Origin of the sequence: Pseudomonas sp. NY11955 (genome assembly GCF_048068035.1) — a bacterium.
Lineage (GTDB): Bacteria > Pseudomonadota > Gammaproteobacteria > Pseudomonadales > Pseudomonadaceae > Aquipseudomonas.
The window spans coordinates 364,565-390,987 of record NZ_JBLUPS010000003.1 but is presented as its reverse complement, the minus strand read 5'-3'; the positions used below and the strand labels follow the sequence as shown (position 1 = coordinate 390,987).

General features: G+C 63.2%; 24 protein-coding genes and 1 riboswitch. Of the genes, 9 read left to right on the top strand and 15 right to left on the bottom strand.

Going from position 1 to position 26,423, the window contains the following annotated elements:
* Window positions 1–167: 167 nt before the first annotated feature.
* Window positions 168–1,244 carry an ABC transporter substrate-binding protein gene (locus ACNFBR_RS07715; RefSeq protein WP_416734341.1) on the bottom strand — a complete coding sequence of 359 codons (1,077 nt, stop codon included), beginning with the start codon at window positions 1,242–1,244 and terminating at the stop codon, window positions 168–170.
* Between the two features lie 213 nt (window positions 1,245–1,457).
* Between ACNFBR_RS07715 and ACNFBR_RS07710 the strand changes: the two genes are divergently transcribed.
* Together ACNFBR_RS07710 and ACNFBR_RS07705 are read left to right on the top strand one after the other, a co-directional pair.
* Window positions 1,458–3,110: a nitrite/sulfite reductase gene (locus tag ACNFBR_RS07710; RefSeq protein ID WP_416734340.1), complete on the top strand. Its 1,653-nt coding sequence runs from the start codon at window positions 1,458–1,460 to the stop codon at window positions 3,108–3,110.
* Window positions 3,094–3,588: a DUF934 domain-containing protein gene (locus ACNFBR_RS07705; RefSeq protein ID WP_012271633.1), complete on the top strand. Its 495-nt coding sequence runs from the start codon at window positions 3,094–3,096 to the stop codon at window positions 3,586–3,588. The genes ACNFBR_RS07710 and ACNFBR_RS07705 overlap by 17 nt, the downstream gene beginning before the upstream one ends.
* A gap of 47 nt (window positions 3,589–3,635) precedes the next feature.
* On the opposite strand, the gene ACNFBR_RS07700 is transcribed toward ACNFBR_RS07705, so the two are convergent.
* The gene (locus ACNFBR_RS07700; RefSeq protein WP_416734339.1) at window positions 3,636–7,817 is read right to left on the bottom strand and encodes an NEL-type E3 ubiquitin ligase domain-containing protein; all 4,182 of its coding nucleotides are present in this window, start codon (window positions 7,815–7,817) and stop codon (window positions 3,636–3,638) included.
* Window positions 7,818–8,020: 203 nt separating this feature from the next.
* On the opposite strand from ACNFBR_RS07700, the gene dkgB reads away from it, so the two are divergent.
* On the top strand, window positions 8,021–8,824 hold the full coding sequence (dkgB, locus tag ACNFBR_RS07695; protein WP_416734338.1) for a 2,5-didehydrogluconate reductase DkgB: 804 nt from the start codon (window positions 8,021–8,023) through the stop codon (window positions 8,822–8,824).
* A gap of 65 nt (window positions 8,825–8,889) precedes the next feature.
* Here dkgB and ACNFBR_RS07690 read toward each other — a convergent pair whose 3' ends face one another.
* Window positions 8,890–9,363 (bottom strand): sn-glycerol-3-phosphate transporter, encoded by a 474-nt coding sequence (locus ACNFBR_RS07690; RefSeq protein WP_416734337.1) that lies wholly within the window; start codon window positions 9,361–9,363, stop codon window positions 8,890–8,892.
* A gap of 205 nt (window positions 9,364–9,568) precedes the next feature.
* Here ACNFBR_RS07690 and ACNFBR_RS07685 point away from each other — a divergent pair, with 205 nt between their 5' ends.
* Complete coding sequence (locus ACNFBR_RS07685; RefSeq protein WP_416734336.1) at window positions 9,569–10,033, top strand: DUF1348 family protein; 465 nt, start codon at window positions 9,569–9,571, stop codon at window positions 10,031–10,033.
* Here the strand turns inward: ACNFBR_RS07685 and ACNFBR_RS07680 are convergent, their stop codons facing one another.
* A complete protein-coding gene (locus ACNFBR_RS07680) occupies window positions 10,034–11,389 on the bottom strand; it encodes an ATP-binding protein (protein ID WP_416734335.1) in 1,356 nt (451 codons plus the stop codon).
* Entirely contained in the window at window positions 11,386–12,093 is a 708-nt protein-coding gene (locus tag ACNFBR_RS07675) for a response regulator (protein ID WP_416734334.1), read from the bottom strand. Before ACNFBR_RS07675 ends, ACNFBR_RS07680 begins: the two co-directional genes overlap by 4 nt.
* Window positions 12,094–12,260: 167 nt before the next feature.
* Here ACNFBR_RS07675 and ACNFBR_RS07670 point away from each other — a divergent pair, with 167 nt between their 5' ends.
* The 4 genes from ACNFBR_RS07670 to ACNFBR_RS07655 all read left to right on the top strand — a co-directional run bounded on the left by ACNFBR_RS07670 (window position 12,261) and on the right by ACNFBR_RS07655 (window position 15,567).
* Window positions 12,261–13,043 (top strand): VacJ family lipoprotein, encoded by a 783-nt coding sequence (locus ACNFBR_RS07670; RefSeq protein ID WP_416734333.1) that lies wholly within the window; start codon window positions 12,261–12,263, stop codon window positions 13,041–13,043.
* Complete coding sequence (locus ACNFBR_RS07665; RefSeq protein ID WP_416734332.1) at window positions 13,036–13,269, top strand: hypothetical protein; 234 nt, start codon at window positions 13,036–13,038, stop codon at window positions 13,267–13,269. The genes ACNFBR_RS07670 and ACNFBR_RS07665 overlap by 8 nt, the downstream gene beginning before the upstream one ends.
* A gap of 255 nt (window positions 13,270–13,524) precedes the next feature.
* Window positions 13,525–14,757, top strand: a complete 1,233-nt coding sequence (locus tag ACNFBR_RS07660; RefSeq protein WP_416734331.1) for an MFS transporter — start codon at window positions 13,525–13,527, stop codon at window positions 14,755–14,757.
* A gap of 36 nt (window positions 14,758–14,793) precedes the next feature.
* Entirely contained in the window at window positions 14,794–15,567 is a 774-nt protein-coding gene (locus ACNFBR_RS07655) for an AraC family transcriptional regulator (protein ID WP_416734330.1), read from the top strand.
* Window positions 15,568–15,806: 239 nt separating this feature from the next.
* Here ACNFBR_RS07655 and ACNFBR_RS07650 read toward each other — a convergent pair whose 3' ends face one another.
* The 3 genes from ACNFBR_RS07650 to crcB form a co-directional block, all read right to left on the bottom strand.
* Entirely contained in the window at window positions 15,807–16,778 is a 972-nt protein-coding gene (locus tag ACNFBR_RS07650; protein ID WP_416734329.1) for an aliphatic sulfonate ABC transporter substrate-binding protein, read from the bottom strand.
* A 14-nt stretch (window positions 16,779–16,792) separates the two neighbouring features.
* Entirely contained in the window at window positions 16,793–17,755 is a 963-nt protein-coding gene (locus tag ACNFBR_RS07645; RefSeq protein ID WP_416734328.1) for an ABC transporter substrate-binding protein, read from the bottom strand.
* A 143-nt stretch (window positions 17,756–17,898) separates the two neighbouring features.
* Window positions 17,899–18,276 carry a fluoride efflux transporter CrcB gene (gene crcB / locus ACNFBR_RS07640; protein ID WP_416734327.1) on the bottom strand — a complete coding sequence of 126 codons (378 nt, stop codon included), beginning with the start codon at window positions 18,274–18,276 and terminating at the stop codon, window positions 17,899–17,901.
* 72 nt (window positions 18,277–18,348) lie between these two features.
* Window positions 18,349–18,410, bottom strand: a riboswitch (Fluoride riboswitch).
* A 137-nt stretch (window positions 18,411–18,547) separates the two neighbouring features.
* Between crcB and ACNFBR_RS07635 the strand changes: the two genes are divergently transcribed.
* Window positions 18,548–19,696, top strand: coding sequence for a M14-type cytosolic carboxypeptidase (locus ACNFBR_RS07635; RefSeq protein WP_416734326.1), 1,149 nt, complete (start codon window positions 18,548–18,550; stop codon window positions 19,694–19,696).
* 147 nt (window positions 19,697–19,843) lie between these two features.
* Here the strand turns inward: ACNFBR_RS07635 and ACNFBR_RS07630 are convergent, their stop codons facing one another.
* The 7 genes from ACNFBR_RS07630 to ACNFBR_RS07600 form a co-directional block, all read right to left on the bottom strand.
* On the bottom strand, window positions 19,844–20,815 hold the full coding sequence (locus tag ACNFBR_RS07630) for a spore coat U domain-containing protein (protein ID WP_416734325.1): 972 nt from the start codon (window positions 20,813–20,815) through the stop codon (window positions 19,844–19,846).
* Entirely contained in the window at window positions 20,812–23,109 is a 2,298-nt protein-coding gene (locus tag ACNFBR_RS07625; protein WP_416734505.1) for a fimbria/pilus outer membrane usher protein, read from the bottom strand. Before ACNFBR_RS07625 ends, ACNFBR_RS07630 begins: the two co-directional genes overlap by 4 nt.
* Before the next feature lie 108 nt (window positions 23,110–23,217).
* Entirely contained in the window at window positions 23,218–23,994 is a 777-nt protein-coding gene (locus ACNFBR_RS07620; RefSeq protein ID WP_416734324.1) for a molecular chaperone, read from the bottom strand.
* A 40-nt stretch (window positions 23,995–24,034) separates the two neighbouring features.
* Window positions 24,035–24,538: a spore coat U domain-containing protein gene (locus tag ACNFBR_RS07615; protein ID WP_416734323.1), complete on the bottom strand. Its 504-nt coding sequence runs from the start codon at window positions 24,536–24,538 to the stop codon at window positions 24,035–24,037.
* A gap of 3 nt (window positions 24,539–24,541) precedes the next feature.
* The gene (locus tag ACNFBR_RS07610) at window positions 24,542–25,075 is read right to left on the bottom strand and encodes a spore coat U domain-containing protein (RefSeq protein WP_416734322.1); all 534 of its coding nucleotides are present in this window, start codon (window positions 25,073–25,075) and stop codon (window positions 24,542–24,544) included.
* A gap of 18 nt (window positions 25,076–25,093) precedes the next feature.
* A complete protein-coding gene (locus ACNFBR_RS07605; protein WP_416734321.1) occupies window positions 25,094–25,630 on the bottom strand; it encodes a spore coat U domain-containing protein in 537 nt (178 codons plus the stop codon).
* 30 nt (window positions 25,631–25,660) lie between these two features.
* Window positions 25,661–26,188 (bottom strand): spore coat U domain-containing protein, encoded by a 528-nt coding sequence (locus ACNFBR_RS07600; protein WP_416734320.1) that lies wholly within the window; start codon window positions 26,186–26,188, stop codon window positions 25,661–25,663.
* Window positions 26,189–26,423: the final 235 nt, after the last annotated feature.

Sequence of the window (26,423 nt, the reverse complement as noted above, 5' to 3'; positions counted from 1 at the left end):
CCACCACCAGAACGATCAGGCAGAGGATCGCCCAGGCATCGACGCTGCTGTCAGCTTTGCGGACCTTGGTTGAGTTTCCCATTGCATTGCCTCTTGTAGTGGTTATGGGAATGCACTTCACCACCAGCAGTTAAGACGAGCAATGCCCTTCACTCAAGCAGGGTCTTTCAATATTCGACCGGTGACGTCAGAAACGGGTAGCGGTAGCCGGGCGGCCGCCCTTCGGCGCTGTAACGCTGAAAATCGATGCCATAGTCGTCCTGTTCCAGCAGTTTCAGCCAGCGCCGGGCCTTGGCCTGGTCGATCGCCTGCAATACCGGGGCACTGTGCTCGCGCAGGCCGTCGCGGTTCAACGCCAGCCCTTGGGCATCATCGTGCAGCATGACCATGGCCCAACCGCCGAGGGTGAAATGCCCTCCCATCAGCACGCTCAGGCGCCCATCGATACGCGCACGCAGGGCCTCGGGCGAGCTGTTGACGGCACCGAACAGCACGTCGCGCCCCGCTACGTGCCCGGCCTCCTCGAATGCCTGCATGGCGCCAAAGGCCATTTCGTCATTGGCCGACCACACCAGGCGCGTGGCCGGGTAACGTTCCAGCAACTGCTGCGCCTGTTCATAGGCGCGCTGGCGACTCCAGCCACCGTACACCACCTGACGCAAACGTACCTGAGGGAAGTCGGCCAACGCACGGCGCATGCCCTCCTCGCGCAACTGCGAGGCTGGGGTGGTCTTGATTCCGGAAAAGGCCACCAGATCCACAGGAAAGCTGTCGCGAGGCAACTGTGCAACCATCTGATGCAGCATCTGGAAGCCCGCCTGCTCGTCGTTGCCGATCAAGGTGCCCAGTGGCTCGGCATACTTGTCGGACTGGGCCTGAATGCTGCGGACCTGGCTGGCGGTCAGGCCGTTGTTGACCAGCAGCAGCTTCACCCCCGTACCACGCGACAAGCGCAGGATTTCCGGTGCCACGTATTGCTCGTTGACCAGCACCAGGTAATCCGGTGGCTTCGGCCCACTCAGAATCGCCCGGGCCTGGGTCAGCGCCAGATCGGCACGGCGCTCGCTGTATTCCACCCGCAGGGTCATGCCCAGTTCGTTGGCGGCGGCCTGCATGAAGCGGCTGTAGCTGGTCCAGAACGTCTCGGTGGACAGCCCTGGGTTGAGGAACACCACCGAAGCCGGTTGTGCACTTGCCGCCAGTGGCAGGGCAAGACACAAGCTTTGGCACAGGGCCTTGAGCATGGGGTCACATCTCTGCGAAGCAAACGCCGGATTATAAACGCCTGACCAGGACCCGCGCACAAATGGCAGTCAGTCTCACATAGTCCATTTGGTTCTTTTCATATGCAAAAACATCACTTTAGCGCATAACTGCAACCTGATATCGTTCCCCGGCTCCGTACCGGAGTGCGCGGCCGTGCGCGCGAATAGCTGCATGCCTGAGACAGGACTTTTATGTACGTATACGACGAGTACGATCAGCGGATCATCGAGGACCGCGTCAAGCAGTTCCGTGATCAGACCCGCCGCTACCTGGCCGGTGAGCTGAGCGAAGAAGAATTCCGCCCTCTGCGCCTGCAGAACGGCCTCTACATCCAACGTTTCGCGCCGATGCTGCGTGTCGCCGTGCCGTACGGCCAGCTGAACGCCACCCAGGTCCGCACCCTGGCCAAGATCGCTCGCGACTACGACAAGGGCTATGCCCACATCTCCACCCGCCAGAACGTGCAGTACAACTGGCCGGCGCTGGAAGACATCCCGGACATCCTCGCCGAGCTGGCCACCGTGCAGATGCACGCGATCCAGACCAGCGGCAACTGCCTGCGCAACACCACCACCGACCAGTTCGCCGGTGTGGCCGCAGACGAAATCATCGACCCGCGCCCGTGGTGCGAGATCGTCCGCCAGTGGACCACCTTCCACCCGGAATTCGCCTACCTGCCGCGCAAATTCAAGATCGCCATCAACGGCTCGCAGGAAGACCGCGCCGCCATCGAAGTGCACGACATCGGCCTGGAGCCTGTGCGCAACGCGGCTGGCGAGCTGGGCTTCCGAGTGCTGGTCGGCGGCGGCCTTGGCCGTACCCCGGTGGTGGGTTCGTTCATCAACGAGTTCCTGCCGTGGCAGGACCTGATCAGCTACCTGGACGCCATCCTGCGCGTGTACAACCGTTACGGTCGCCGTGACAACAAGTACAAGGCGCGGATCAAGATCCTGGTCAAGGCCCTTACCCCGGAAGTGTTCGCCGAAAAGGTCGAGGCCGAAATGGTCCACCTGCGTGGCGGCAGCACCACCCTGACCGAAGATGAAGTGCAGCGTGTATCGCGCCACTTCGTAGACCCGCAATACCTGGCCCTCGACAATGTCGACTACGCAGCCCAGGACGCCGAGTACCCAGGCTTCGCCCGCTGGCGCTCGCGCAACACCCGCGCGCACAAGCGCCCTGGCTACGTGGCCGTGACCCTGTCGCTCAAGCCAACCGGCGTTGCCCCGGGCGACCTGACCGACAAGCAACTGGACGCCGTGGCCGACCTGGCCGAGCGCTACAGCTTCGGCTTCCTGCGCACCTCGCACGAGCAGAACATCATCCTCGCCGACGTCGAGCAGCGCCAGCTCCACGCGCTGTGGCTGGAACTGCGCGAGGGCGGCTTCGCCACCCCGAACATCGGCCTGCTGACCGACATCATCTGCTGCCCGGGCGGTGACTACTGCTCGCTGGCCAACGCCAAGTCGATCCCGATCGCCGAATCCATCCAGCGCCGCTTCGACGACCTGGACTACCTGTTCGACATTGGCGAAATCGACCTGAACATCTCCGGCTGCATGAACGCCTGCGGCCACCACCACGTGGGCCACATCGGCATCCTCGGCGTGGACAAGAAGGGTGAGGAGTTCTACCAGGTGTCGCTGGGCGGCAATGCCGCGCGTGGCGCGAGCCTGGGCAAGATCCTCGGCCCGTCCTTCGCCCAGGAGGCCATGGCCGATGTGATCGAGAAGCTGATCGCAGTTTACGTCGAGCAACGTACCGAGGAAGAACGTTTCATCGACACCTACCAGCGTATCGGCATCGACCCCTTCAAGGAACGCGTCTATGCAGCGAATCATTAAGAACAACCAGATCGTCGACGAAACCTGGCACCTGCTGCCCAAGGAAACGTCCTTTGACGAGCTGACCAACTGCGACGACTACATCGTCCCGCTGCAGATGTGGCGCGACCATGCGCACGTGCTCAAGGCTCGCGATGGCGGGCTGGGCGTGTGGCTGGACAGCGACCAGGAAGCGGAAGAAATCGGCGAAGACGTGCAACACTTCCAGGTCATCGCGCTGAACTTCCCCGCTTTCACCGACGGGCGCAGCTATTCCAATGCGCGCCTGCTGCGCGATCGCTACAAGTTCAAGGGCGAGCTGCGCGCCATTGGCGATGTGCTGCGTGACCAGCTGTTCTTCATGGCCCGTTGCGGCTTCGATGCGTTCGCCATCCGTGCCGACAAGGACCCGGAAGACGCGCTGCAAAGCCTCAAGGACTTCTCGGTGACCTACCAGGCCGCCACCGACGAGCCGCTGCCGCTGTTCCGCCGCCGCTGATCGTCCAGCCTCAACGAAACAGCCCGCCTTTCGGCGGGCTGTTTCGTTCATAGGCCCTGGCGCTCAATGGCCTCGCGACTCAACTCGAGCAAAAGCTGCTGTTGCGCCACCTCACGCTCTGCACGGATTTGCTCGGTTTGCGTAAGGTAATCGCGATCGCTCAACGTTTTCGATTGTTCGAACACGCTATCCAGTCGCTGCTGGAATGGCTCGTTCATACGGCTGAAGCGTTCAGCCTGATGCTTGTACAGGTAAGCCTGCCAGAATGACCGATCAGCCAGAGCTTCAGCCAAGGCGTGCGGCGTTTCCGCCTGCAGAACCTCAATGCGTGCAGCGTTCAGGTCTTCACGGATAACCCCGCTGTAAGTCTCGAATGCCAGATCGCTGGGCTGTTCTGGAAGGTCGAGGCTATCCGCCAGCTTGACGCGATAGGTCAGGTAAACTTCAACGGGATCGTTCGAAGAATATTGGGCAACATGCCGCGCCGCAATTTCGTTGACTTTGTCCAGACGGGACAAGGAGCGCCCCAGCATCACCAGCGCCCGTTCCTTCAGCAGCCCACTGCTGGCTGTTTCAGCCCTGGCGACCATCGCGCCAACCTCCAGCTCGCTGAGCGTCAGCAGCAACTCGTCACTGCAACTGCGCGGATGGCTAACCTGCTCGAACAGACTCGCGCGCACTTCGGCATGCTGCTCGCAAGCTTCGAGGATATGCCACACACGCGCCTGAAGGTCGCGGGGCTGTGTTTGATATTCACGCAGAATCTGCAAATCAGCGATGAACTGGAACAGATCACTCGCGTCGTCCTCCTGGTACAAGCGATTCCAGCGCGCCAATCGCTCTTCGCGCTCAGCCGGCGTAAACCCTGACAGCCAAGGGGATGCAGCGCTCGGGCTCGACGATCCGTGCGGCGCACGTCGACGCGCAGTTGCCCCGGCTGCCGCCCTGGCCAATTGCAGGCGCTGAAGGGTCTCGTCCGAGAGGGGATTGTCGTGCAACGCCAAGCCCTGCAACAAGCGAAGCGGCAACATGGTCAATGCTTCAGGCAACGTCTGGATCTGGTTGTCACGCATGTCCAGCAACTCCAGATTGCCGTGCCTGGCCAGTTCAGCAGGCAAGTTGCCCAGCCCGGTGTTGCGCAAGGACAAACGGCGCATCTGGGGGAACGATGCCAAAGGTGGCAGCAAGCCTACAGGGTTGCCGTTGAGTTCCAGACGCCGTAGCCCAACAAGCTGGCCCAAGCGAAGGTTATCGTCGCTGGAAAGCACGATCTGGTTACCGCCCAGGCGCAGGGTCCTCAATTCGGCCAGTTGCTCGATACCTGCCGGAAGGCGTGTCAGCTGGTTACCTCGCAAGTCCAGGTTGCGCACCTTGCTGAAACGGCCGAGGAAACCCGCGTCAAGGGCCGTCATCTGCATGTTGCGCAGGGTCAGGTGGGTGATGTGGTCGAAAGCCACATTCTCAGGCAAAGCCGGCAGCCCACCCACCCGCTCACCCACGATGGTCAGGTGGAAATCACCCGCCAACTCCCCTGGGCTCATGCGCCGCCAACTCGTCGTAATGCACCTGGCGACCTTGCTGCGGCGCCAGCGACGAAAAATGTTCAGCCCCGGCTCGTTCCGCCAGGCCTGCAATACCTGCTTGAGCCTGGCCTTGGCCTGTAGCAATTGGCTGACATGATTCCACGGCTCCATCCCTCGTTGAGCCAGATCTTCCAGGTATGACTCCAGCTGCTCATTGCTCATCAGCGGGAACAGCTGATTCAAAGCACGGCACAGTGCCTGGCGAGTCCCCGACAGGTGGCCGCTGAGCGGGTAGCCCAAACGCTCATCGAATAAACGCACCGGCGGGCGCACCCCCTGCCCCACCCGGGCCAACCCAATCAGCCGGGCCGCCGCTTCACGGTCCGCAAGCGCTTCACGCCCCAGCCGCTCGCCCAGTGCGCTTTCCGTTATTTGGCTAGCGCCGAGCAACTGCACCTGGCTGCTTTGCAGCTGCCGCATCAACGCCTGCAGTACCCCACCCTTGCCAGCGGTAGGGAGTTCAACTTCGACCCCGGCCGGCCAGGGTGCGATGGCATCGATCAGGCCCCGCGCAAGCTTTGCGCTATCGTCATTGGCTGCCGAGGCCTGACGCAACCCTGCGCAGGCACGGTCTATCCGGCTGTCGCGTATTGCCCAGCGCGCCCGCTCCGCCAAAGCCAAAGGCACCCGCCCTGCGCTGATCAGACTTTCCAGCTCGTCGCTATTTGCCCCTTCGACGATTTCCCGTGCGCAGCGGTGCGAAAGGCTTGGAAAGCTGCGCATCAATACGTGGTCCGCTGCCTGCGGGTTGATCTGCCGCTCGTTGAACAATTCCTCGAAAGCACCACCTCGTAACGCCGGGAAATCACGGTGCAATTGCGCACGCTCAATGGCATCGAGCAAGCGTGCCGGCGGTGGTGCGTTTTCCAGTAACAAACGACGCAGGCCATCGGCATCGAAACCGGTGACCTGGAGCGCGACAGAAGCCGCCTCGTCGGATACTTGAGCTGTGCGGCTGGCCAGGCGGCGCACCAGGTAAGCGGCATCCTGCCAGCACTGCGGCTGCTCGAACTCATGCACCCACCCTCCGGCACCATTGTGTTCAAGGGCCGGTACATAGGCCCCCGGCCGCGTGGGGTGATGAATACGCAATGTGCCATCGCTGTGTTCGCTGACCTCATAGGCAGCATCGTGCAGGCGCCTCAGCGTTCGGCCATTGACAGTGGCAGCCTGCCCAACCACCAAGCTGACGCCATCATGCTGATAGGCCGACAGCGCTGGATCACACAAGCGCAACTGGCCATCCGCAAGACTCACCGGCACCATGGCATCTACGCGTGCCACTCGCTGGGCCAGCTTGCCGAGTGCCGACGTGCCAGCGGCCGTCACCGCCCCCAGCGCCACCGTCTCGGCCACGTTGAACAGGTGCCCCAATGCGGCGTTGCGGTCGCCCAGTTGCCAATCCTGATAGCCTTCGTACACCTCGCCTGCCAATTGCACTACCGTCATCCCAAGCAGGGCCTGCCCCAACACTGGCACGAACAGCGCGGCCAGGCCCGCAACGCTAAGCCCCAGGTTCAGATAGCCCTGTAGGCGTGCCTGGCGGTCGGCGATGTCCTCATCCTCTGTCGATACTGCCAAAACCCGAGCGTCATCCAGCATTTTTTGGGTTTGGGCTCTGCCCAGTGCGACGAACACTCCCCCTTCGATCGCAAAGCAGCGGCCATCGAGCTCAAGCATTGAACCTGTTTCGTCCTGCGTAAGCTGCGAGTTCAGGGCCGTATGGAAGGCAACCCGATCACGCTCTGCGATGAAACGCTGGAAGTACTTGCGATACGCTTCGCTGCGCAAACGTACGCCAAGCGCCGTGTACAGCAACTCCCAGGTTGTATGCCAGCTCACCGGGGCGTAGAGGTCCTCGGGAAACCACGCAATAACCCCGAGTAGATCAGCGTTGCGACGCACTTCGATCACAAGCGCGCCAATGATCTGCTTGCCCAGCAGCCTCAAGGTATGGCACTTCAACACAGCATTGTCGGCGGACGACACAGGTGCTGCGCTCACCACGCGAGCTATTCGCTGATGCGTCTGCTCGTCGATCTCACCCTTGGTCCTGGCGAGGATAGCCGCCACTTCCAGATTGGCGCTGGATGCCTCTTCCATGCATTCGGTCATCACCTCGCCTTCAAGGTGCGATTTCAAGTGGTTTTGATACCGCCGCCCGATATCGAGCCGTCGGCAAAGGTCGACGAATACCTCCACGCTCATTGGCAGCAGCCGCCCACTTGCATCGGTCAACTGTGACCCTGTAGCGAACCAACCCGGCTGCGTTTCATTTTCGTGAAAGTTGTGCAGCGCCGCTGAAACAAGCGTCTGGCTGCTAACCCGTTGCGTCCACTGGAGTGGCAAGGAGGGTGTAACTGGCGGGCTTAGCCGCCGGGTCACCATGGTAACCTGGGCCAAGCGCAGGTCTACCTGGGTGATCGAGTGCTTCGCGAGTGCGCTGGCAAGCAACGACTCGGCGAAGGTTTCCAGGGGGCTGATGGCTTGCAGCCTGGAATTGAGGTCGTCCTGGGCATTTTGCTGACGCAGTAACGCCGCACGCAATAAAGCCAGGTGTTCGGCTGAAGCTCCTTTGAGCCAACCTGGCAGCAGGCGGGCAATCAGCGCATCTATGGAGTCAGCAGGTATTACTGAAGTAGTCATGGGCAGCCTCTGCGCTTGATAGAAGCGGTAGCTGACCAAGGTTTCGACCCGTTCTGGCCATACTTATGTCTGAAGACAAAGCTTGGTGAGTGATTCGTGCCTACAGGTCAAATGACTTTGACGCAGTAGGCGCTTACTCACAGCCCTATGAAGTTGCACACTGGCCATCACATGATTCGCCCCACTTCTCCGGAGTAACCCCCATGAGCGTTCCTGCCTTCGGCCTCGGTACCTTCCGCCTCACCGGCCAGGCCGTCATCGATTCGGTCAAATCGGCCCTGGCGCTGGGCTACCGTGTCATCGACACCGCACAGATCTACAAGAACGAAGCCGATGTCGGCCAGGCCATCGCCGAAAGCGGTGTGCCGCGCAACGAGCTGTTCATCACCACCAAGATCTGGGTCGACAACTACGCCGCCGACAAGCTGATACCCAGCCTGCGCGAAAGCCTGCAAAAACTGCGCACCGACTACGTCGACCTGCTGCTTATCCACTGGCCGGCGCCGGGCAACGGTGTTGAACTCACCGAATACATGAAGGCCTTGGCCGAGGCCAAACAGCAAGGCCTGACCCGCCAGATCGGTGTCTCCAACTTCAACATCGAACTGACCCGCCAGGCGATCGAGGTGGTCGGCAAAGGCGAAATCGCCACCAACCAGATCGAACTCAGCCCTTACCTGCAGAACAGCAAGCTGACCGCGTACCTGAAAGAGCAGGGCATCACCGTGACCTCGTACATGACCTTGGCCTATGGCAAGGTGCTGAAGGACCCGGTACTGGCCGAGATCGCCGCCAAGCACAAGGCCACCGTTGCCCAGGTTGCCCTGGCCTGGGCATTGCAACTGGGCTACGCCGTGATCCCATCGTCGACCAAGCGTGAGAACCTGGCCAGCAACCTGCTAGCCCGCGACCTGAAGCTGGACGCCGACGACATGGCACGTATCGCCACGCTTGAGCGTAATGGACGCGAAGTCAGCCCTGACGGCCTGGCGCCGATCTGGGACTGAGGACAGCACCGCGCTGCTCGCCCTGTGGGTTTTGCACTGGCCAGTTGCTGGCAGTGGCCGGCCAGTCAAAACCGCACCCCCACATTGACCATCCCCGCCGCTGCCCCCAGCACCACGAATTCCGCCCCCAGCGGCCCCCAGTGCGCGCCAAACGACGGAATGATCACCGGTGCGACACCAAAATGGTTCAACGGTATCTTGTCGTCATACTCGCCCTTGTAGCCTTCTATCAGCCCTGCGCTCAACTTCACGTACACCGGATAACGGTCGTTTTCCCAGACCTTGCCCAGGTAGGCATAGTACGAGCGCTGGTAGAACGAGTTCTTGAACGTTGCCGCGCCCCACAGCAAACCATCGGTGTAGACCCGCTCGATGCCGACCAACTCCTGGTGGTTGTTGTGGTCCGGGTCATGGGTCCAGTGCTTGGTGTAGGCGCTGGTCTGCACGTACCAATAATCCCCTTCACGCTCGCCTTCCTCGGCGTTTGCAGCCAGACTCATGACCAGCAGCCCTAGCGCTGCGAATGACGTCCTGTTCATGTTCAACGCCTCGTGGGTCAATCCAGAGACCCTAGCCAAGCCCACACGATCGCGCCAATGCAAGGTTGCAGGGGGCGGCGATGGCGTAACACCCATTCCACCGTTGCACCTGGCGAAATTATGAAGTCCTCGGGCCAGGCATTCTCGCCATGGCTTTGAACCACTACGCTCCTACGTGCCCCTTCAACCCTTGGGAGTTAACCCGATGCCCCGCCCACCCCTTCCACCCTTCACCCGCGACAGTGCCATCGAAAAGGTTCGCCTGGCCGAAGATGGCTGGAACGGCCGCGACCCGGCCAAGGTTGCGCTGGCCTACACCCCCGACACGGTCTGGCGTAATCGTGTCGAATTCCCCCGCGGCCGTGCCGAGGTCGAGGCGTTTCTGACCCGCAAATGGAACCATGAACTGGAATACCGCCTGATCAAGGAGCTGTGGGCCTTCACCGGCAACCGCATTGCCGTGCGCTATGCCTACGAGTACCACGATGACAGCGGCCAGTGGTTCCGCGCCTATGGCAACGAAAACTGGGAGTTTGCCGACGACGGGCTGATGCACAACCGCCATTCGAGCATCAACGAACACCCCATCAGCGAAGCCGAGCGCAAGTTCCACTGGCCATTGGGGCGGCGCCCGGATGACCACCCTGGACTGAGCGAATTGGGCCTCTGATCACCCCAGCGGCAGTGTGACCTTGGCTTGCAGGCCGCCCTCGGGGCGGTTGCTCAATGTCAGGCTGCCGCCCTGCTCCAGCACGATGGCCCGTGCAGCGGGCAGGCCCAGCCCCACACCGCCCGTATCGCGGTTGCGTGAGCCTTCAATCCGGTAGAACGGCGCGAATACCTGCTCATGCAGTTCGGGCGCGATGCCCGGCCCGCGGTCCTGCACGGTGATTTCTATCTGCCTGGCGGTTACCGCCAGCGCCACCGTTGGCTCGCAGCCGTACTTGGCCGCATTGTCGATCAGGTTGACCAGCACCCGTTTGATACCCACCGGCCTGCCGCTGTACACACAACGCTGAGGCCCAGCAAAGCCAACCTCTATCCCCGCGTCCTTGAAGTCATCCACCACGGTCAGCAACAACTCGCCCAGGTCGAATACCGTGGTGGGCTCCAGCCGAGCGTCATCACGGAAGAACGCCAGCGCGGCATCGACCATCGCCTGCATGTCATCGACATCCTGGAACAACTTGGCCTGCAATTGCCCATCCTCGATGAACTCGGCACGCAAGCGCATGCGTGTCAGCGGTGCACGCAGGTCGTGGGAGATGGCCGCCAGCATCTGGGTGCGGTCGTTGAGGTAATGCTTGAGCTGCGCCTGGGTGGCATTGAACGCCAGAATGGCCTGGCGCAAGTCGTGCGGGCCGACCACTGGGATGGGCGGTGCGTTGAAATCCTTGCCAAAAAGTCGCGCGCCTTCGGTAAAGCGCTCCAGCGGCTTGGCCAGAAAGCGCGTGGCGAAGAAAGCCACGGCAAGGCTGGACGCCAGCATCAAGCCGAGGATGATCAGGTTGCGCGGCAGTTCATCCAGCCCCCAACTGCGGCTGGTGGCACGAAACAGCACCCAGGACTTGTCGCTCAGTTCGATCATCAGGGCATAGCCACGCTCCGGGGCGTATTCCGGCATGTCGGTAGGCTCGAATGCCTCGACCCTGGCATCCGGCCGCTTGAGCAGCGTCCGCAGAATAGGCGTGCCCTGGCGGAACTCGGCATCGACCAATACCGGCACACCGGCTTCGTCGTGGCGTTGCAGCCAGCGCACCGAGTATGAGCCATCACCTGCCGCGCCGGCGATATTGCTGCGCTGCGCGGCGGGCGCGGCATCGAGGATACGGGTTACCGTTGCCACTTTCTCGATAACCCCGCTCTCCAGCAGCGGTGGTTGCGCCCACACGCTCAGCAGCAGGCTGAACAAACCCTTGAGCAGCAGCAGGAACAACATCGCCGTCAGGGTGGTCAGCGCGATCCAGCGGGCTATGGTGATTCTTGGCTGCGGCAGGGCCTGGCGCAACCGGGCGAGCCACCTCATCGCCTGACGACCGCGGGGGTGAACAGGTAGCCGACGTTGCGCAGGGTGCGGATCAACGGCTCATGGCCGTTGTCGCTTTCAAGCTTGCGGCGCAATCGGCTCACTTGCACGTCAATGCTGCGGTCATAGGCGTCGTACGCTTCGCCACGGGCTAGGTCCAGCAATTGCTGGCGGCTGAGTACCCGGCGCGGATGCTCGGCAAACACCAGCAACAGCTCGAATTCGCCGTTGGACAAGGGGATCATGACGTTTTCCGGTGAGCGCAGCTCGCGCCGCACCACATCCAATTGCCAGCCGGCAAACTCCAGGGCCGAAGCTTGGCTCGTTGCGCCACCCGCGCCTTCCCCGGCCCTGCGCAGCACTGCCCTGACCCGTGCCAGCAGCTCACGGGCGGCGAAGGGTTTGGTCAGGTAGTCGTCCGCCCCCAGCTCCAGGCCCACCACGCGATCGCTCAGTTCGCCCATGGCGGTCAACATGATCACGGCCACCTTGTGCTCGGCCAACAGCCGCTGGCAGAGCACCAGGCCACTGTCACCGGGCAGCATCACATCGAGGATGACCAGGTCGGGTACGCGCCGCTCAAGCGCCTGCCAGAGCGCTTTACCGTCGCAGGCCACGTCTACCTCGTAGCCATGCTGGCGAAGAAACTTCTGTAACAGGTCGAGCACCTCGACATCATCGTCGACGATCAGCAAATGGCTCACAAAAAAGCACCGAAAACAAGGTAACCAAGCGCTACTTTAAGGCCATCACCCCGCGGCCGTCATATATTTCAACCCGGTAACAAAGTGTCCGAACCGAGACAATCCAGACATTCACAGGCAAGAAAACCCGGGCAGGATCGCCGCCAGTTCTTGCCAGGAATGCACCTATGTCCCGTTCATCCTCCACCTCCCGTTCGGCGCGCTCTGCCGCGCTGGCATTGTCGTTGCTCGTGGCCGCCGGCTGCAGCCAGCGCGCCCCGGCCGCCGCGGCCTGTGGCCCAGTTGCCTATCAGGTCAGCGACCCGGCGGAGCCCGCCAACCGCGCAGTGTTCGCCTTCAATCGCACGGTCGATGACTACCTGCTGACACCTGTCGCCCGGGGCTACACTGCGCTGCCAGATTTTGCCCAGCAGGGCGTGCACAACTTCGCCAGCAACTTCGGGGAGCCCAAGGTGTTCGCCAACGACCTGCTGCAAGGCAATGGCGAACGGGCGATGACCAGCCTTACCCGCTTCATCTTCAACACCACGCTCGGTGTGGCGGGGTTGGTCGATGTGTCCGGCAAAATGGGGCTGAGCCAACACCGCTCGGACTTTGGCCAGACCTTCGGCGTCTGGGGCATCGGCAATGGCCCCATCGTCGAACTGCCGCTGCTAGGTTCGCACAACCTGCGTGACGCCACCGGCACGGTCTTGAGCATGGCAGTGGACCCGTTCGGCGATAACAGCAATACAGTCGATACCCTCACTACCGTGGCCACAGCCGGGCACATCGTGGACAGCCGCGCTGCTGCGCTACCGTTGACCGACTTGCTGCACACCTGGCCTGATTACTACCTGGCGATGCGCGACTACACCGCGCAACAGCGCAGCAACCTGGTCGCAGAAGGCAAGGCAGGCAGACCGGGAACGTGGCAGGCCAATTGCCCGGAGGTCACTGGCCATGAATGATGCCCAAGCGGCCATGCTGCTGTTCCGGCGCCTGGAGGGTGCCGCCCGGCAACCCCTGTTGCTGCACGAATTGGAGGCTCGGGTGTCTGCCGATGGGCGCAGTCTGGTCCTCAGCCGTTATCGCGAACGCTATACCGCCGAGGGCGAGCCCTACCGGCACGAGGCTCACCGCAGTGTGCCGATTGCGGCATTGCTGCGCTGGATGGCCAAGAAAACCGAGCGATGATCCGTTCCCTGACCGGCGCCGATTACACCTGTAGGAGCAGCCTTGTGCTGCGAAGAGGCCGGCAGGGCCAAAGATCACCTTAGGCTGCAATGGCCTCTTCGCAGCACAAGGCTGCTCCTACCGGGTGATTCGCTAGCCTGGGGTGATGTCCGAAATACGACAGTGCCTGCCTGTTCGGCGCGAGACAGGCAACCCAGGCACTGGCTAACCTGCTGCGGCAATGCCTTGCTCCCTTGCCACAGAAGAACCTAGCCCATGACAACCTCCTCTGCCTCCGTGGCCGCCGCCACGTCTGCCGACCAGCCCCAAGGCTTTGCAGTACGCATCGTCGGTGCTGCTGCATTTGCCCATCTGCTCAACGACTTGATCCAGGCCGTGCTGCCGTCGATCTACCCGATGCTGAAAAGCGACTTCGCGCTGAGCTTTGCCCAGATCGGCTGGATCGCCCTGGTCTACCAGGTCACCGCGTCGCTGCTGCAACCTTGGGTCGGCATGTTCACCGACAAGCACCCACAACCCTACCTGCTGCCGGCCGGTATGCTGGTGACACTGGTGGGCATCGCCCTGCTCGCCTTTGCCGGCAGCTATGAAATGCTGCTGGTCGCCGCCGCCGTGGTTGGCGTGGGTTCGGCGACCTTCCACCCCGAGGCCTCGCGGGTGGCCAGGATGGCCTCCGGCGGGCGCTTCGGCACCGCGCAATCCACCTTCCAGGTGGGCGGCAATACCGGCTCGGCCCTCGGCCCGCTGCTCACCGCCGCCATCGTGATTCCGCACGGCCAGCCGGCCATTGCCTGGTTCATGCTCGCGGCAGCGCTGGCGGTCATGGTGCTGCTGCGGGTGACCGGCTGGAGCGTGCGCCACGGTCAGGCCCGGCTCAAGACCTTCGCCAGCCAGCAGGCTCCCGGGTTATCGCCTAAGGCCATGTGGCGCGCGGTGGTGGTGATTGCCGTGCTGATGTTCGCCAAGTTCGTCTACATCGCTTCGTTCACCAACTTCTTCACCTTCTACCTGATCGAGCATTTTGGCCTCAGCGTGCAACACAGCCAGCTTTACCTATTCGTCTTCCTCGCCGCCGTGGCGCTGGGCACCTTTGCCGGTGGCCCGGTGGGTGACCGCATCGGGCGCAAGGCTGTGATCTGGGTCTCGTTCCTCGGCGTGGCGCCCTTCGCCCTTGCCCTGCCCCACGCCAACCTGGCCTGGACAGCGGTACTGGCGGTGGCCATCGGCCTGGTGATGTCCTCCGCTTTCGCAGCCCTGGTGGTGTATGCCCAGGAGGCGGTGCCAGGCCGAGTCGGCATGGTCTCGGGGGTAATGTTCGGGCTGATGTTCGGCATCAGCGGTATAGGGGCTGCCGGCCTGGGCGAGCTGGCCGACCGGTATGGCATCGAGTGGGTGTACCAGGCCATTGCCTTCCTGCCGCTGCTGGGGCTGGCCACCGCGCTGCTGCCGGCTACCCGCTCACATGCCCGTCCCAGCCGTTGCTGCTAAAGTGGCGCGGCCAGGCTGCATCTACGCGAGGACACGATGGTAAAGCCGCAGCGTGAATTGCTGGTGGAGGTGGATGGGTGGACCTGGGAAGTGGGTAGCCGCGCGACGGACTACCCGAGCGACTGGTTCATCGAGCCCCATCAGCATGCCAAGCATCAACTGATCTATGCCATCAAAGGCCTGATGATCGTCGAGTCCGGCAACGAATGCTGGACGGTGCCGCCCAGCCGGGGGGTATGGATGCCTTGCGGCCAGGTGCACGCCATCCGCTGTGTCGGCGATGTGAAGATGCGCAGTGTGTTCGTGCGCACCGACGCAGCGGCCGGCCTGCCCCTGCAGAGCAAGGCCATCAGCATCTCGCCGCTGCTCAGCGAACTGATCAAGGCCTCGGTGGGCTTTACCGCACCGTTTGCCGAGGACTCGCGCGAGGCCCGGGTAATGCGCCTGATCCTCGACGAGATCTGCGTGTTGCCTACCTTGCCGCTAAAGTTGTCGCAGCCCAGTGACAAGCGCCTGCGGGTGATCTGCGCGGCGTTGCATGAACGGCCCGACGATAACGCCACCGTGGCCGATTGGGGCCAGCAACTGGGGGTGGACGAAAAGACCATCCAGCGGTTGTTCCGCAAGGAAACCGGCATGACCTTCGGCCAGTGGCGCCAGCAGGCGCGGCTGATGCAGGCGCTGGAACGGATAGCCCTGGGCGAGCGGATCATCGATGTGGCGGGGGCACTGGGGTATGACAGCCCCAGTGCCTTCGCCAGCATGTTCAAGCGCCAGTTCGGCATCACGCCGAGCCAGTTCTTCAAATAACCTGCAACCGGCCTCTTCGCGGGCATGCCCGCTCCCACAGGGACATCACTGGATCCAAGGCTGATGATCTTCTGTGGGGGCGGGCGTGCCCGCTCCCACAGGGATATCACTGGGTCCGAGGCTGATGATCTTCTGTGGGGGTGGGCGTGCCCGCTCCCACAGGGATATCACTGGGTCCGAGGCTGATGATCTTCTGTGGGAGCGGGCGTGCCCGCGAAGAAGCCGGAACAGGCAGTGCATCACTCTGCCTGATAACCTGCTTGCGGCTCGAACACCGTCACCGCCCGCGCATCCACTGGCTTGGGCAGCAGCCCCTCGCGATAGAAGGCATCGGCAATACGCTGTTGCTCACCCAGGTTGTCCAGTTGCACCGGCTGCACGTCATAACTGCGCCGGCCATTGGCCTGCTGCACCGTGGCGCTGTCCAAGTTGCCCCACAGCGGCCCCAGTACCCGGGCAGCCGCCGCAGGGTTGGCCTTGGTCCAGGCACCGATCTCGCGCAGCGCCTGATACACCTGCTGCAGCACTTCGGGGTGCGCCTTGGCGTAATCGCTGCCGGCCAGGTAGTAACGCTGGTAGCTCGCCAACTCGCTGCCATCGGCCAGGATGCGCGCATTCTGCTGGCGCTGGGCGCTGGCCACGTAAGGGTCCCAGGTAACCCAGGCATCAACCTTGCCATTCTCGAAGGCCGCCCGGCCATCGGCAGGGATCAGGTAGGCCGGGGTGATGTCCTTGAAGCTCAGGCCAGCCTTGGCCAGGGCCTGGATCAACAAGTAGTGGCTGCCCGCCGCCTTGGTCACCGCCACGCGCTTGCCCTTGAGATCGGCCAATGTCTTGAGCGGCGAATCGGCCGGAACCAGGATAGCCTGGGCCGAAGGCGATGGCGCCTCACGGGCGAAGTAGGTGAGCTTGGCACCCGCCGCCTGGGTGAACACCGGTACCGTGTCGGCCACGTCCGCCGACAGGTCGACATTGCCCAGGTTCAGCGCTTCCAGCAACGGCAGTCCACTGGGGAACTCATGCCAGCTGACGCGGATGCCTTCGGCTTGCAGGCGCTGCTCCAGCGTACCGCGGGCCTTGAGCAAGGTCAGCAGGGTGGAGGATTTCTGGTAACCGATGCGCAGGGTCTGCTCGGCGCTGGCAAGCGACGGCAGCAGGCCACCGAGCAGCAGGCCCAGGGCCAGGTGGCGCAGGCGTTTGCGGTGCAGCATGGGGTGTCTCCAGGTCAGTGTTGGGCCAGTGCATCAGCAGCGGGCACGGTGAAGCCAGTGGCGAAGGTCGGGGCAACGTCGAGGCGTTGATTCATCAGGCCATGGGCGTGGTAGAAGTCGGCGGTTTCCTGTTGTTCGCCGATGGTCTTGGCGTCGATGACCTGCCAACGCAACTGCCGGCGTTCAAACTGCAGACGCGCGGCGTCCTCAGGGAAGCCAATGATCGCCGCCAGGGTCTTCGAGTAGCTGTCCAGGTGTTGGTAGGCCCACACCTGGGCTCCCGCCAGGCGGGCCAGATAATCCTGCAGAGCCGCGCGCCGCGCCGGGTCCTCCAGCGCCTTGTCGGTAGCGGCAAGGAAACTGTTGCCGGTGGACAGCCCACGGCCATTGACCAGGACCTTGCCCTGGCCGCTCAGCTCGGCAAGCGCGGTGTAGGGTTCCCAGGTCGACCAGGCATCCACCGAGCCGTTGGCCAGGGCGATCTTGGCGTCGACCGGGCCGAGAAAACGGAACTCCACGTCCTTTTCGCTGAGGCCGACCTGATCCAGCGCCTTCAGCGCCAGGTGATGGCCAATAGAGCCGCGCCCGGTGGCGATGCGCTTGCCCTTGAGCTCGGCGGCGCTGTGCAGCGCGGCATCGGGGCGCACCAGCAGCGCCGTGCCATACGGGTCGGACTTGTCCACGGCAATGGCCTTGACCGGCGCCCCGGAGGCCAGCACGAACAACAATGGCGCGTCACCGATGATGCCGGCATCGATCGCCCCGGCATTCAATGCCTCGGCCAGTGGCGCGGCTGCGGGGAACTCGGCCCAGCGGATGTCGTAAGGCAAGTCACGCAAGGCATCGGCCGCCTCCAACTGGGCGCGCATGTTGCCCTTCTGGTCGCCGATGCGCAGGGTCAGGCGTTCGCTGGCAAAGGTGTGGGTAGCCAGCAATGTGGCGGCGGCGAAGAGCAACAGGCGAGATCGAAGGGACATCCGCAGTTCCTTGCAGGTTGAGGGAACTGCGAATGTAACGGGCCCACACAGATAACTGAAATTGATTTTAGAGATAAGCTAATATGCAAAATGATTAGTTAAATGACGACACCAGATAGGAGGCACTAGCTTTCGCTTCTACTTCAGCCCAGCCAGCGTACCGACGCAAAACCCGCGAAGGTCATCAGCAACGAGCCCAGCACATGCGCCGAAACCGTGGCCATTGCCCAGCCATAACGGCCATGCATCAACATCGCCATCACCTCGGCGGAAAAGGTCGAAAAGGTGGTGAGGCCACCGCAGAAACCGGTAGTGATCAGCAGTCGCCAGGCCGGGTCGAGGTTGGGCCAGCGCATGAAAAAGGCCATGGCTGCGCCGATGATGAATCCGCCGATCAGGTTCACCAGCAACGTGCCGAATGGCATGCCCGGCAGTAGCGAATTCAGGCGCAGGCCCAGCAACCAGCGCAACACGCAGCCAACGCTGCCACCAACGACTACAGCGAAAAAAGACAGGTACATCGGGATACTCCACAAGGTAGACGAAACCCTGTGGGCAGAAGGCGAGCAATAGCCTACGCGCCCTGTCACAGGGTGTGCGTAGGCATCATCAGCGCGGGGGCGGTTCGAGGAGGAATGCCATCTCCTGAAGGGCAATGTATGGAACCAGGCCCTGCTTTGCAACAAGTTGATACATCAGCACTCCAAGGCACCCATGTCACGAACAGGCGCATCAACCCTGCCAAGCCGTGTACAGTAGCCCTATAAAAACGCCCGATAAGGAGCCCGGCCAATGACCGTGACGCTGTCCCCCCTGCAGATCGACTGCGATTTCGACTCCGGCAACATCCAGGTGCTGGATGCCAGCAACCCGGCCCAGGTACACCTGGCCATCCGCCCGGACACCTACAGCGGCCACTACCAGTGGTTCCATTTCAAGGTCAGCGGGCTCACACCGGGGCAGGTCCACCGCTTCAGCCTCGACAACGCGTCCGGCTCCTCGTACAAGAACGCATGGAGCGGCTACAACGCGGTGGCCAGCTACGACCAGCAACGCTGGTTCCGTGTGCCCAGCCAGTTCGACGGCACGGCGCTGTCGTTCGAGGTAAAGGCTGAACAGGCGCAGATCTGGTTCGCCTACTTCGAACCCTACCCCCGTGCCCGTCACAACCAGTTGATCGAGCGTGCCCGGCAAATTCCAGGGGTCGAGTTGCTGGCCAACGGCCGCAGTGTCCAGGGCCGCGATATCCCGCTGCTGCGCGCCGGTGACGGTGCCCAGGGCAAGCGCAAGCTGTGGCTGATTGCCCAGCAGCACCCGGGCGAGCACATGGCCGAATGGTTCATGGAAGGCGTGATCGACCGCTTGCAGGCCAACGATGCGGTGGTCAAGCAATTGCTGGCCAAGGCCGACTTGTACCTGATCCCCAACATGAACCCCGACGGCGCCTTCCTCGGCCACCTGCGCACCAACTTCAAGGGCAAGGACCTCAACCGCGCCTGGCAGGACGCCAGCGTCGAGTTCAGCCCGGAAGTGTTCTTCGCCCAGACGCAGATGAAGCAATACGGCGTGGATGCATTCATCGACGTGCACGGTGACGAAGAAATCCCGCACGTATTCACCGCCGCGTGCGAAGGCAACCCAGGCTACACGCCGCGGCTGGCAAAACTCGAAGAACAGTTCCGCAGCACCTTGTGCAGCGTGACCCGCGACTTCCAGACGGTGCACGGCTATACCCGTGACCAGCCTGGCCAGGCGAACACAACGCTGGCGTGCAATGCCGTGGGCATGGCCCATGACTGCCTGTCGCTGACACTGGAGATGCCGTTCAAGGACCATGACGACGCGCCCGATGCGGTAACCGGGTGGTCGGGGGCGCGCTCCAAGGCACTGGCCGGGGCAGTGCTGGAGACGCTGGCAAAAATGGTTGGCGATTTGCGCTGATACCGATGGGGCAAACACAGCACCTGTAGGAGCAGCCTTGCGCTGCGAAGAGGCCGGTAAGGCTAACGATCATCTTCGGCTGCAATGGCCTCTTCGCAGCACAAGGCTGCTCCTACCGGGTAATGCAGTAGCCTGGGGATGGTGCCCTCAGAACTGCACATCCAATATCACACTGTCGGTATAGGTCGCCGCCGGCGGCGTCGCCTGGTCGGTATAGACCTTGGCGTTGTAGTTGAATACCTGGCTACCCGTGCCTGTACCCACACCGGGGTTGACGTCGGCATCCGTACTGGAGCGCCTGGCAGCGCCTGCCGAACCCCAGCGCACCGTCCCGGCGCTTTTGAAAATGTCATAGGCCAGGTAGTTGTTGGCCGGCGACTTCATCCGCCGCCGCCCAGCGGATACGTTCTGCCCATCATCCAGCCCCACCGTGTAACTGCTGCCTTTGGTGCACGACACGTTGATGCCCTGGCTCACCGTACCAAACCCTGCCACCACCGGCGCACTGGCGAAACTGATATTGGGGGTGGTGATCTGGCAATCGTTGGTCACCGTCAGGCTCACGTTCAAGGTCTGGCTACCCGAACCGATGTCACGCCCAAGGCATATCCCCAACGCGCCAATCCCCGAACAATAATTCCAGCTCCAGGCCACGGTCAGGTTCTCTTGATACAACCCCGCCGCGACATTGCTGCCAATCTGGGTGCGCATGTAGATCGGCACCGCCTTGGGCGTGGTGCCGCCGAGCAGCCCCAGCAGGTCGAGGATGCCGTTGCGGGCAAAGTCATAGGCCACACCTCGAGTGATCGGGTAGTTGGTACTGTTGTCGGCATACAGCGTGTAGGGGATGACATCGCCTGTCGGGCCTACCAGCCCGCCCGAGGCGGGCATGATCGTGGCGTAGAAATGATCACCGCTACTGAGCAAGGTCAGTAGCGAGCCGGTGCACTGCAAGCCGGAGTTAAGGCTGGAAGCCGTCTGTACCGTGGTCCGCACTTGCGTTGAATTGAGGCTGCCGAACGCTGCCGGCAACGTGGCCACCGACGAACACAGCGCCCAGGCCGTACCCGCTGGCAATAGCAGCACGCTCGCCCACAGGGCGCGCAGCCAGGCATTCATCGGCACACCAACGGGCCGATCAAGGGGACCGAGCCTTGAGCTTCAGGCAGGTCGAACGCCACCGCGCAATGCCCACCCCCTTCAATGTCCACCTGCAGATTGTTGTGCGGCGACAGGTTCTCCAGGTACACCAACCCGTCCCAGCCCACCACCGCCTGGCTGCCACTTTCCGTATGGGTGACCCGGCTACCCAGCTTGAGCACTTGCTGGTTGCCATCCACCAGTTCGACGCTGGCTGCCATCACGCGCTTGAGCGGGAACTCCAGCAAGTAGCCACTGCCCCGCCTGACCGCCACACGCTGCTCAACGTTCGGCGCGAGGACATCCGGTGGCAGGTCCATGGGGTCGATTTCGTACTTGCCACGGTAGTAACCGCTGCTGTATGGCACCAGCAAGTGCCCCTTGGAGTCGGTGCGGCCGACGTCCTGGTTTTCGTAGCGCACCGGCACATCGGCGTAGCCAGCGGTACTGACCACCACAAAGGCATCGTCGATGCGGTTGGCAGCGAATACCCCGGCATCCATCCACACCAGTGAGCCACTGGCGTCGGCCCAACGGGTCATTTCGCCGCTGCTGCCATACACACCGGCCTGCAACTGCACCGATTGCAGGCGCCAGGTGACGTCGGCCTGGCGATAGGCATCACGGTCGCTGCCTGCGGCATAGCCCAGGTTGTAGCCGACGCCGACACCCGCCGGCACCGCGCGACTGTAATTGACCCGTTGCAGGGTTTCGCCTTCCTTGCTGCGCTCCATGCCCAGCGCCAGGGTGCCGTGCAGGTCGAACGGGATCACCAACTGCGCCTGCACCGCCCACTGGCTGTCACCGACCTCACGGTTGGCCGACAGGTACACACTGCTGCTGCCCCATAGCGGCTTGCTGTAGCTCAGGTTGATCAGCCGGGTACGCGTGCCGTCTCCGGCGCGTACATCGAAGTAGCCGGCACCGATGCTGCCGTATTCGTTCAGGTTCAGGCTGAGGGTGACCTGCTCGCTGCTCTTGCTCAGTTGCATGTCGGCAAGGTCGACCCGGCTCAGGTCGGCATAGTCGCCATGGCGTTGCACGCGCTGGTAACTGAAGCCGATGCGCTGGCTGTTGTACTGGTAGCCGAGGGCGATCTGGTGGCCCTTCTCGCCCTCGAACCGGCTTTGTGCCAGGGCGGCGTTGAGCACGCCGAAGTTGCCCAGGCGCATGTTGCCGCCCAGGCCGCCCAGCATCAGCGACTCGGCCGTTTCGGCGTGGGTTTCCAGGGTGAACATGTCACTGAGCCCATAGCGCAGGCTACCCGAGGCCACACCCGGCCCATAGCTGAAATCGCGTACGCCGTAATCACGGCGCAGGCTGCCGGCGGCCACCGAGTAATCGGTCAGGCCCTTCTGCAGCAGGCTGCTGGTGACATAGAACGGCAAGGTGGTCGACACCTGCCGGCCTAGGGCGTCGGTGGTGACCACCACCGCCTCCCCGGCACCGTTGATGAACGGTACGTTGGTCAGGGTGTACGGCCCTGGCTGCAGCTCGGTGGTGCTGGACTTGAAACCGTTGATGAACAGGTCGAGCGACGTCGGCACCGCTGCCTCGCCTGCAAACGCCGGCAACGGGTAAGTGACCAGATCGGGGCGCGCAGCGAAGTCACGCGACAGCTGCACGCCGCCCACCCGCACCGAGCTGCTCCAGGGCAAGGCACCGGTCACAAAGTCGCCGGCTTCGTAGGTCAGCAGGCGCTGCTCGTCGGTAAAGCGCCAGGTGCTGTCGTAACGCATGAAGCCTTGGCGCGTATCGTCTGCCTGTGCGCCATTGAATGACTGGCGCCACTGCCCGGTACTGGAGAAGGTGCCCCAGCTGTCAAACAGGCGCAGCTCGTTCCAGGCTGCCAGGTAAGTGCCGCCCTCATCGGTGTCGTTGAGATACAGGTCGTAGTTGAACAAGGCGCCGAAACTGCTGCGCGCATCGCTGGGCGGGTACAGGTTGCGGTCGCCCACTTGCTGCTCGGGCAACCATGCCGGCGGCACCTGCAGCAGCAGGCGCTGGTTCTGGCTGTCGTAGTCGGTGTGCAGCCCTGTGATGCTGTCCAGGGCCACTTCGCCTTGGGGGTTGCCCGGCAACGAGATACCGGCTGCCCGCAATAGGTCGCTGTCCAGGTACAACTGCCCGGCCCGCTGCTGCACCGGTACCAGTTCAGCCCTGGGCATCTGGTTCACGACCAGGTCGAGGTACAGGGTGGCGTCGGCGATGGCGGACATCTCCGTGGGCGGCGGGGGCAGGTCGTCGGCCAGCGCCAACCCGGTGCTGACCATGGCCAGCCCCAGGCACCAGCGGCGCGTCGTCGCCGATAGCCATTTCACACACGGTTTCCGACCATTGCCGGGTCCTCCCTGGCCCCTGCACTGCATTCAGTCGTTGGCTCATTGGCCTTGGCGGATGGCGTCCGCCGAGCCTTGGCCATTGATCCTGCCCTTCAGCACGCTGCCACTGCCGGGCGCCACGGGCGCAGGCCAGCGCATGCTGGCGCCCGGCAGCACATAGCCCAGCAGCCCTTCGGCCAGTGGCTTGCTCTGGCTGCCTTGCTGCACCACCACATCGGTCAGCCGCGCATGCACAGGGCCGGTGTTGCGCAGTTCGACGTAAGGCTTGCCCTGCACGGTAACCGGGCGCCAACTGAGCTGCGGCTTGCCCACGCCCTCGGCATTGCGCTTGCCGTCAGGGTCGGCCTTGCCCCACAGCCCTTCGCCATAGACGAACAGCGGCACCGAATAACGCATCTGCAAACGAATGGCCGCGGTAGCGCCGGGCTCGGCCTTGTCGACCGGGATGGCGGGCGGGATCTCGTCGATGATGATGCGGTAGGCCTGCTCCTGGCCGGCGGGTGACGAGCCGGTACGGGTCAGGCGGATCAGTTGCTTCTGCCCAGGGGCAATGTTGGCGACCGGTGGGCTGCCGATGATCTCGCGCTGCGCCTGGAACTGCTCCTGGTAATCACCCTGGCGCCAGGCGAATACCCGTACCTGCAAGTTGGCCGGCGCAGTGCCACGGTTTTCCAGCCACAGGGCACCGGCCTTCTGGTCGGCCTCCAGCACCGGGTCGATCGGCCAGATCAACACCGAGGTGGCCGCCCCGGCCGGCAGGCTCGCCAGCCACCACAATCCGATCAATCCTCGCGCCCACTTCGCGCCTACCCGCATGCAGCTCTCCTTAGACACTTGTCGTTGGTGGCGCTGGCGTTCACCAGGTCACCGTCACTTGCACCACATCGGTGTAGGTCCCTGCCGGCAGCGTGCCGGTCAGCTGGACCCGCCCGTACACCGGCAGCTTGATCGCCGTCGGGTCGGCATAGCTCACGGCCACGCTCTGGCCGATCCCCAGGCTTTGGCTAAAGGCCGCGTCCCGGTACAACTGGTAGGCCAGCACTTGCGTGCCACTTGTGCGTTTCAGGTTGCGTGTGCCGCTGGCACTGTTCTGCCCGCCGTCCAGGCTCATGCTCATGGCCACGCCCGGCGTGCACTGGAAGGTCACGGTCGCACCACCCAGCGAAGTGCTGAGCAACCCCGTGGACAGCGCCGACTGCGAGCCATAATCGAGCGTGCCGTAGCTGGTGACACCGCCCACCACCAGGCAGCCGGCGACAACCTGCGCCGTCACCGTGAAGGTACTGCTGGTCACCGCCCCCAGCGGGGCGGCCAACAGCATGCCGATTCCGCTCAGGCCACCTGCCAGCCAGCCGCGCATGGTTCAGAACGACAGCTCGACCGAAATCGTGTCGCTGTAGACCCCGGCGGGTAGGCCCGCCTTGCCCACGGCCTTGCCGTATAGGTTGACGGTCTGGGCTGCGCCGGTACTGGTCGGCAGGGTGATGGTGCCGTCGATTGCCAGCAAGTTCGTACGCCCGGCGTCGGTGTAGAGGTCATACGGCACGAAGTTGCCCGAGCCATCGGCCAGCGCGCGCGTACCACCGCTCGACTGGCCGTCATGCAGGCCGGCGCGCACTTTGATGGCAGGCACCGTACCCGACGAGCAGAGGATGCTCATGGCACCGCCCCCGCCACCCAGCACCTGGGCATTGGCAGTGGTGAACAGGGCATCCTGAGTGCCAAAGTTCAGCGCGCCGAAGTTCAGCCCCGAAGTGCCCGAACTGCCGTTGACCTGGCACGCGGCAATCAGGGTCAGCGTCGAGGTGATACTCCCGGTCACCGTGGCGGCCTGGGCCTGAGTGGCCAGCGCCAGGCCAAGGCCTGCAAGCATGCAGCATGAAAGGTTCGTTCGCATCGGAGTCTCCTTGCGTGGTTACCAGTCCAGGGTCACTCTGAGGGTGTCGCGGTAAAGCCCGGCGGGCAGCGCGCGCGGCTGCGCCACGACCACACCGTAGATGGGAATCGGCACCTGCTGGCTGCTGCGAATGGTGAAGGCGCGCGCCTGGCCGATGCCGTAGCGGCTGTTGCCGCCCGGGTCGACCGCCAGTTGATAGGGGATCAGTTCCCGGCCGTTGCTCAGGCGGCGAATGCCGTCGTCACCATTCAGGCCGCCATTGATGCGCACGTTGAACGCCCGAACTTCGGGCGTGCAGGTGATCTGCAAGCTGCCCTCGCCCCCCACTTCGTCAACCCGGCTGCGCAGCGGCTGGTCCCAGTTCGGGCCGCGCTCGCCAAAGTCCAGTACACCCGGGTTGCCCAGCACGGCCGGTTGCGTCTCGTTGCTGCTGATCTGGCAGGCCGCGCTGATCACCAGCCGCGCCTGGATGAAACCGCTGCTGCTGCCATGTGCCGCACCGCCGGGTACCAGCAGCGGGCCAAGGGTGAGCAACAGGATCGAGGTGCGGTTCATGGCATGGCGTCCTTGTGCATGGTGGCGTCCCTACCAGGTGACGGTGACTTTGAGCAGGTCGGCATACAGCCCTGCATTCGGTACCCAGGCCAGTTTGTCGATACGTGCGTACAGTGGCAGCTCGACCGAGCCACTGTCCGGCACCCGCGCCGACTGGGCCACCCCCACCGCCAAAGGCTCGCGCCAGGCAGCGTCGCGGTACAAGCGGTAAGGAATGGGCCGGGCCGAGCGGTCGCTGCTGGCCAGGAAGCGCAGCTCGCCGACGCCGCCATGCTGGCCGCCGTCGACGCGCACCTGATAGGGGGTGTCCGGGTTGCACTCCAGGCGCGGTGGGCGCTGGCTAAGCAGTACGCCGCTCAAGGGTGCGCCAGGGCCATCCAGGCGCGCCGTCGCCCCTAGGTCGATACGCCCCAGGGCCTGTGCCCCCGCGTCGCGTGTCTGGTTGACCAGCATGCAGCCACGCTGCACCAGCACCCGCACCTCCACGAGGAAATCCGCTGCCACGGTACTGCCGCTGAACAACAGGCCCAACAGCGCGGCCACATAGCGCTCCGTCACCTTGTTATCCTTGTCGAAACGTCGTGACTTGAGCGTAGCAGCGAGGCAGCGCAACCGTGGTGGCATCAAGCCATTTTTTTGTATTAGCGATAAAGCGATACCGCTACATCAAAAAAAGCCTGAACGGTGCAGAACCCTTGAGCCACCCGATGCCTCCAATGGCCAGGGGCCGGTAAATGTGCCTGGATTCTGTTAGGGTGAAACAACCTCACCCTGCACCAGGCACCTGTGCCGC

Bases quoted from the DNA above. Each gene is read 5' to 3' on its own strand.
- ACNFBR_RS07715 (WP_416734341.1), bottom strand. From the start codon at position 1,244: ATGCTCAAGGCCCTGTGCCAAAGCTTGTGTCTTGCCCTGCCACTGGCG.
- ACNFBR_RS07710 (WP_416734340.1), top strand. From the start codon at position 1,458: ATGTACGTATACGACGAGTACGATCAGCGGATCATCGAGGACCGCGTC.
- ACNFBR_RS07705 (WP_012271633.1), top strand. From the start codon at position 3,094: ATGCAGCGAATCATTAAGAACAACCAGATCGTCGACGAAACCTGGCAC.
- ACNFBR_RS07700 (WP_416734339.1), bottom strand. From the start codon at position 7,817: ATGACTACTTCAGTAATACCTGCTGACTCCATAGATGCGCTGATTGCC.
- dkgB (WP_416734338.1), top strand. From the start codon at position 8,021: ATGAGCGTTCCTGCCTTCGGCCTCGGTACCTTCCGCCTCACCGGCCAG.
- ACNFBR_RS07690 (WP_416734337.1), bottom strand. From the start codon at position 9,363: ATGAACAGGACGTCATTCGCAGCGCTAGGGCTGCTGGTCATGAGTCTG.
- ACNFBR_RS07685 (WP_416734336.1), top strand. From the start codon at position 9,569: ATGCCCCGCCCACCCCTTCCACCCTTCACCCGCGACAGTGCCATCGAA.
- ACNFBR_RS07680 (WP_416734335.1), bottom strand. From the start codon at position 11,389: ATGAGGTGGCTCGCCCGGTTGCGCCAGGCCCTGCCGCAGCCAAGAATC.
- ACNFBR_RS07670 (WP_416734333.1), top strand. From the start codon at position 12,261: ATGTCCCGTTCATCCTCCACCTCCCGTTCGGCGCGCTCTGCCGCGCTG.
- ACNFBR_RS07665 (WP_416734332.1), top strand. From the start codon at position 13,036: ATGAATGATGCCCAAGCGGCCATGCTGCTGTTCCGGCGCCTGGAGGGT.
- ACNFBR_RS07660 (WP_416734331.1), top strand. From the start codon at position 13,525: ATGACAACCTCCTCTGCCTCCGTGGCCGCCGCCACGTCTGCCGACCAG.
- ACNFBR_RS07655 (WP_416734330.1), top strand. From the start codon at position 14,794: ATGGTAAAGCCGCAGCGTGAATTGCTGGTGGAGGTGGATGGGTGGACC.
- ACNFBR_RS07650 (WP_416734329.1), bottom strand. From the start codon at position 16,778: ATGCTGCACCGCAAACGCCTGCGCCACCTGGCCCTGGGCCTGCTGCTC.
- ACNFBR_RS07645 (WP_416734328.1), bottom strand. From the start codon at position 17,755: ATGTCCCTTCGATCTCGCCTGTTGCTCTTCGCCGCCGCCACATTGCTG.
- crcB (WP_416734327.1), bottom strand. From the start codon at position 18,276: ATGTACCTGTCTTTTTTCGCTGTAGTCGTTGGTGGCAGCGTTGGCTGC.
- ACNFBR_RS07635 (WP_416734326.1), top strand. From the start codon at position 18,548: ATGACCGTGACGCTGTCCCCCCTGCAGATCGACTGCGATTTCGACTCC.
- ACNFBR_RS07630 (WP_416734325.1), bottom strand. From the start codon at position 20,815: ATGAATGCCTGGCTGCGCGCCCTGTGGGCGAGCGTGCTGCTATTGCCA.
- ACNFBR_RS07625 (WP_416734505.1), bottom strand. From the start codon at position 23,109: ATGGTCAGCACCGGGTTGGCGCTGGCCGACGACCTGCCCCCGCCGCCC.
- ACNFBR_RS07620 (WP_416734324.1), bottom strand. From the start codon at position 23,994: ATGCGGGTAGGCGCGAAGTGGGCGCGAGGATTGATCGGATTGTGGTGG.
- ACNFBR_RS07615 (WP_416734323.1), bottom strand. From the start codon at position 24,538: ATGCGCGGCTGGCTGGCAGGTGGCCTGAGCGGAATCGGCATGCTGTTG.
- ACNFBR_RS07610 (WP_416734322.1), bottom strand. From the start codon at position 25,075: ATGCGAACGAACCTTTCATGCTGCATGCTTGCAGGCCTTGGCCTGGCG.
- ACNFBR_RS07605 (WP_416734321.1), bottom strand. From the start codon at position 25,630: ATGAACCGCACCTCGATCCTGTTGCTCACCCTTGGCCCGCTGCTGGTA.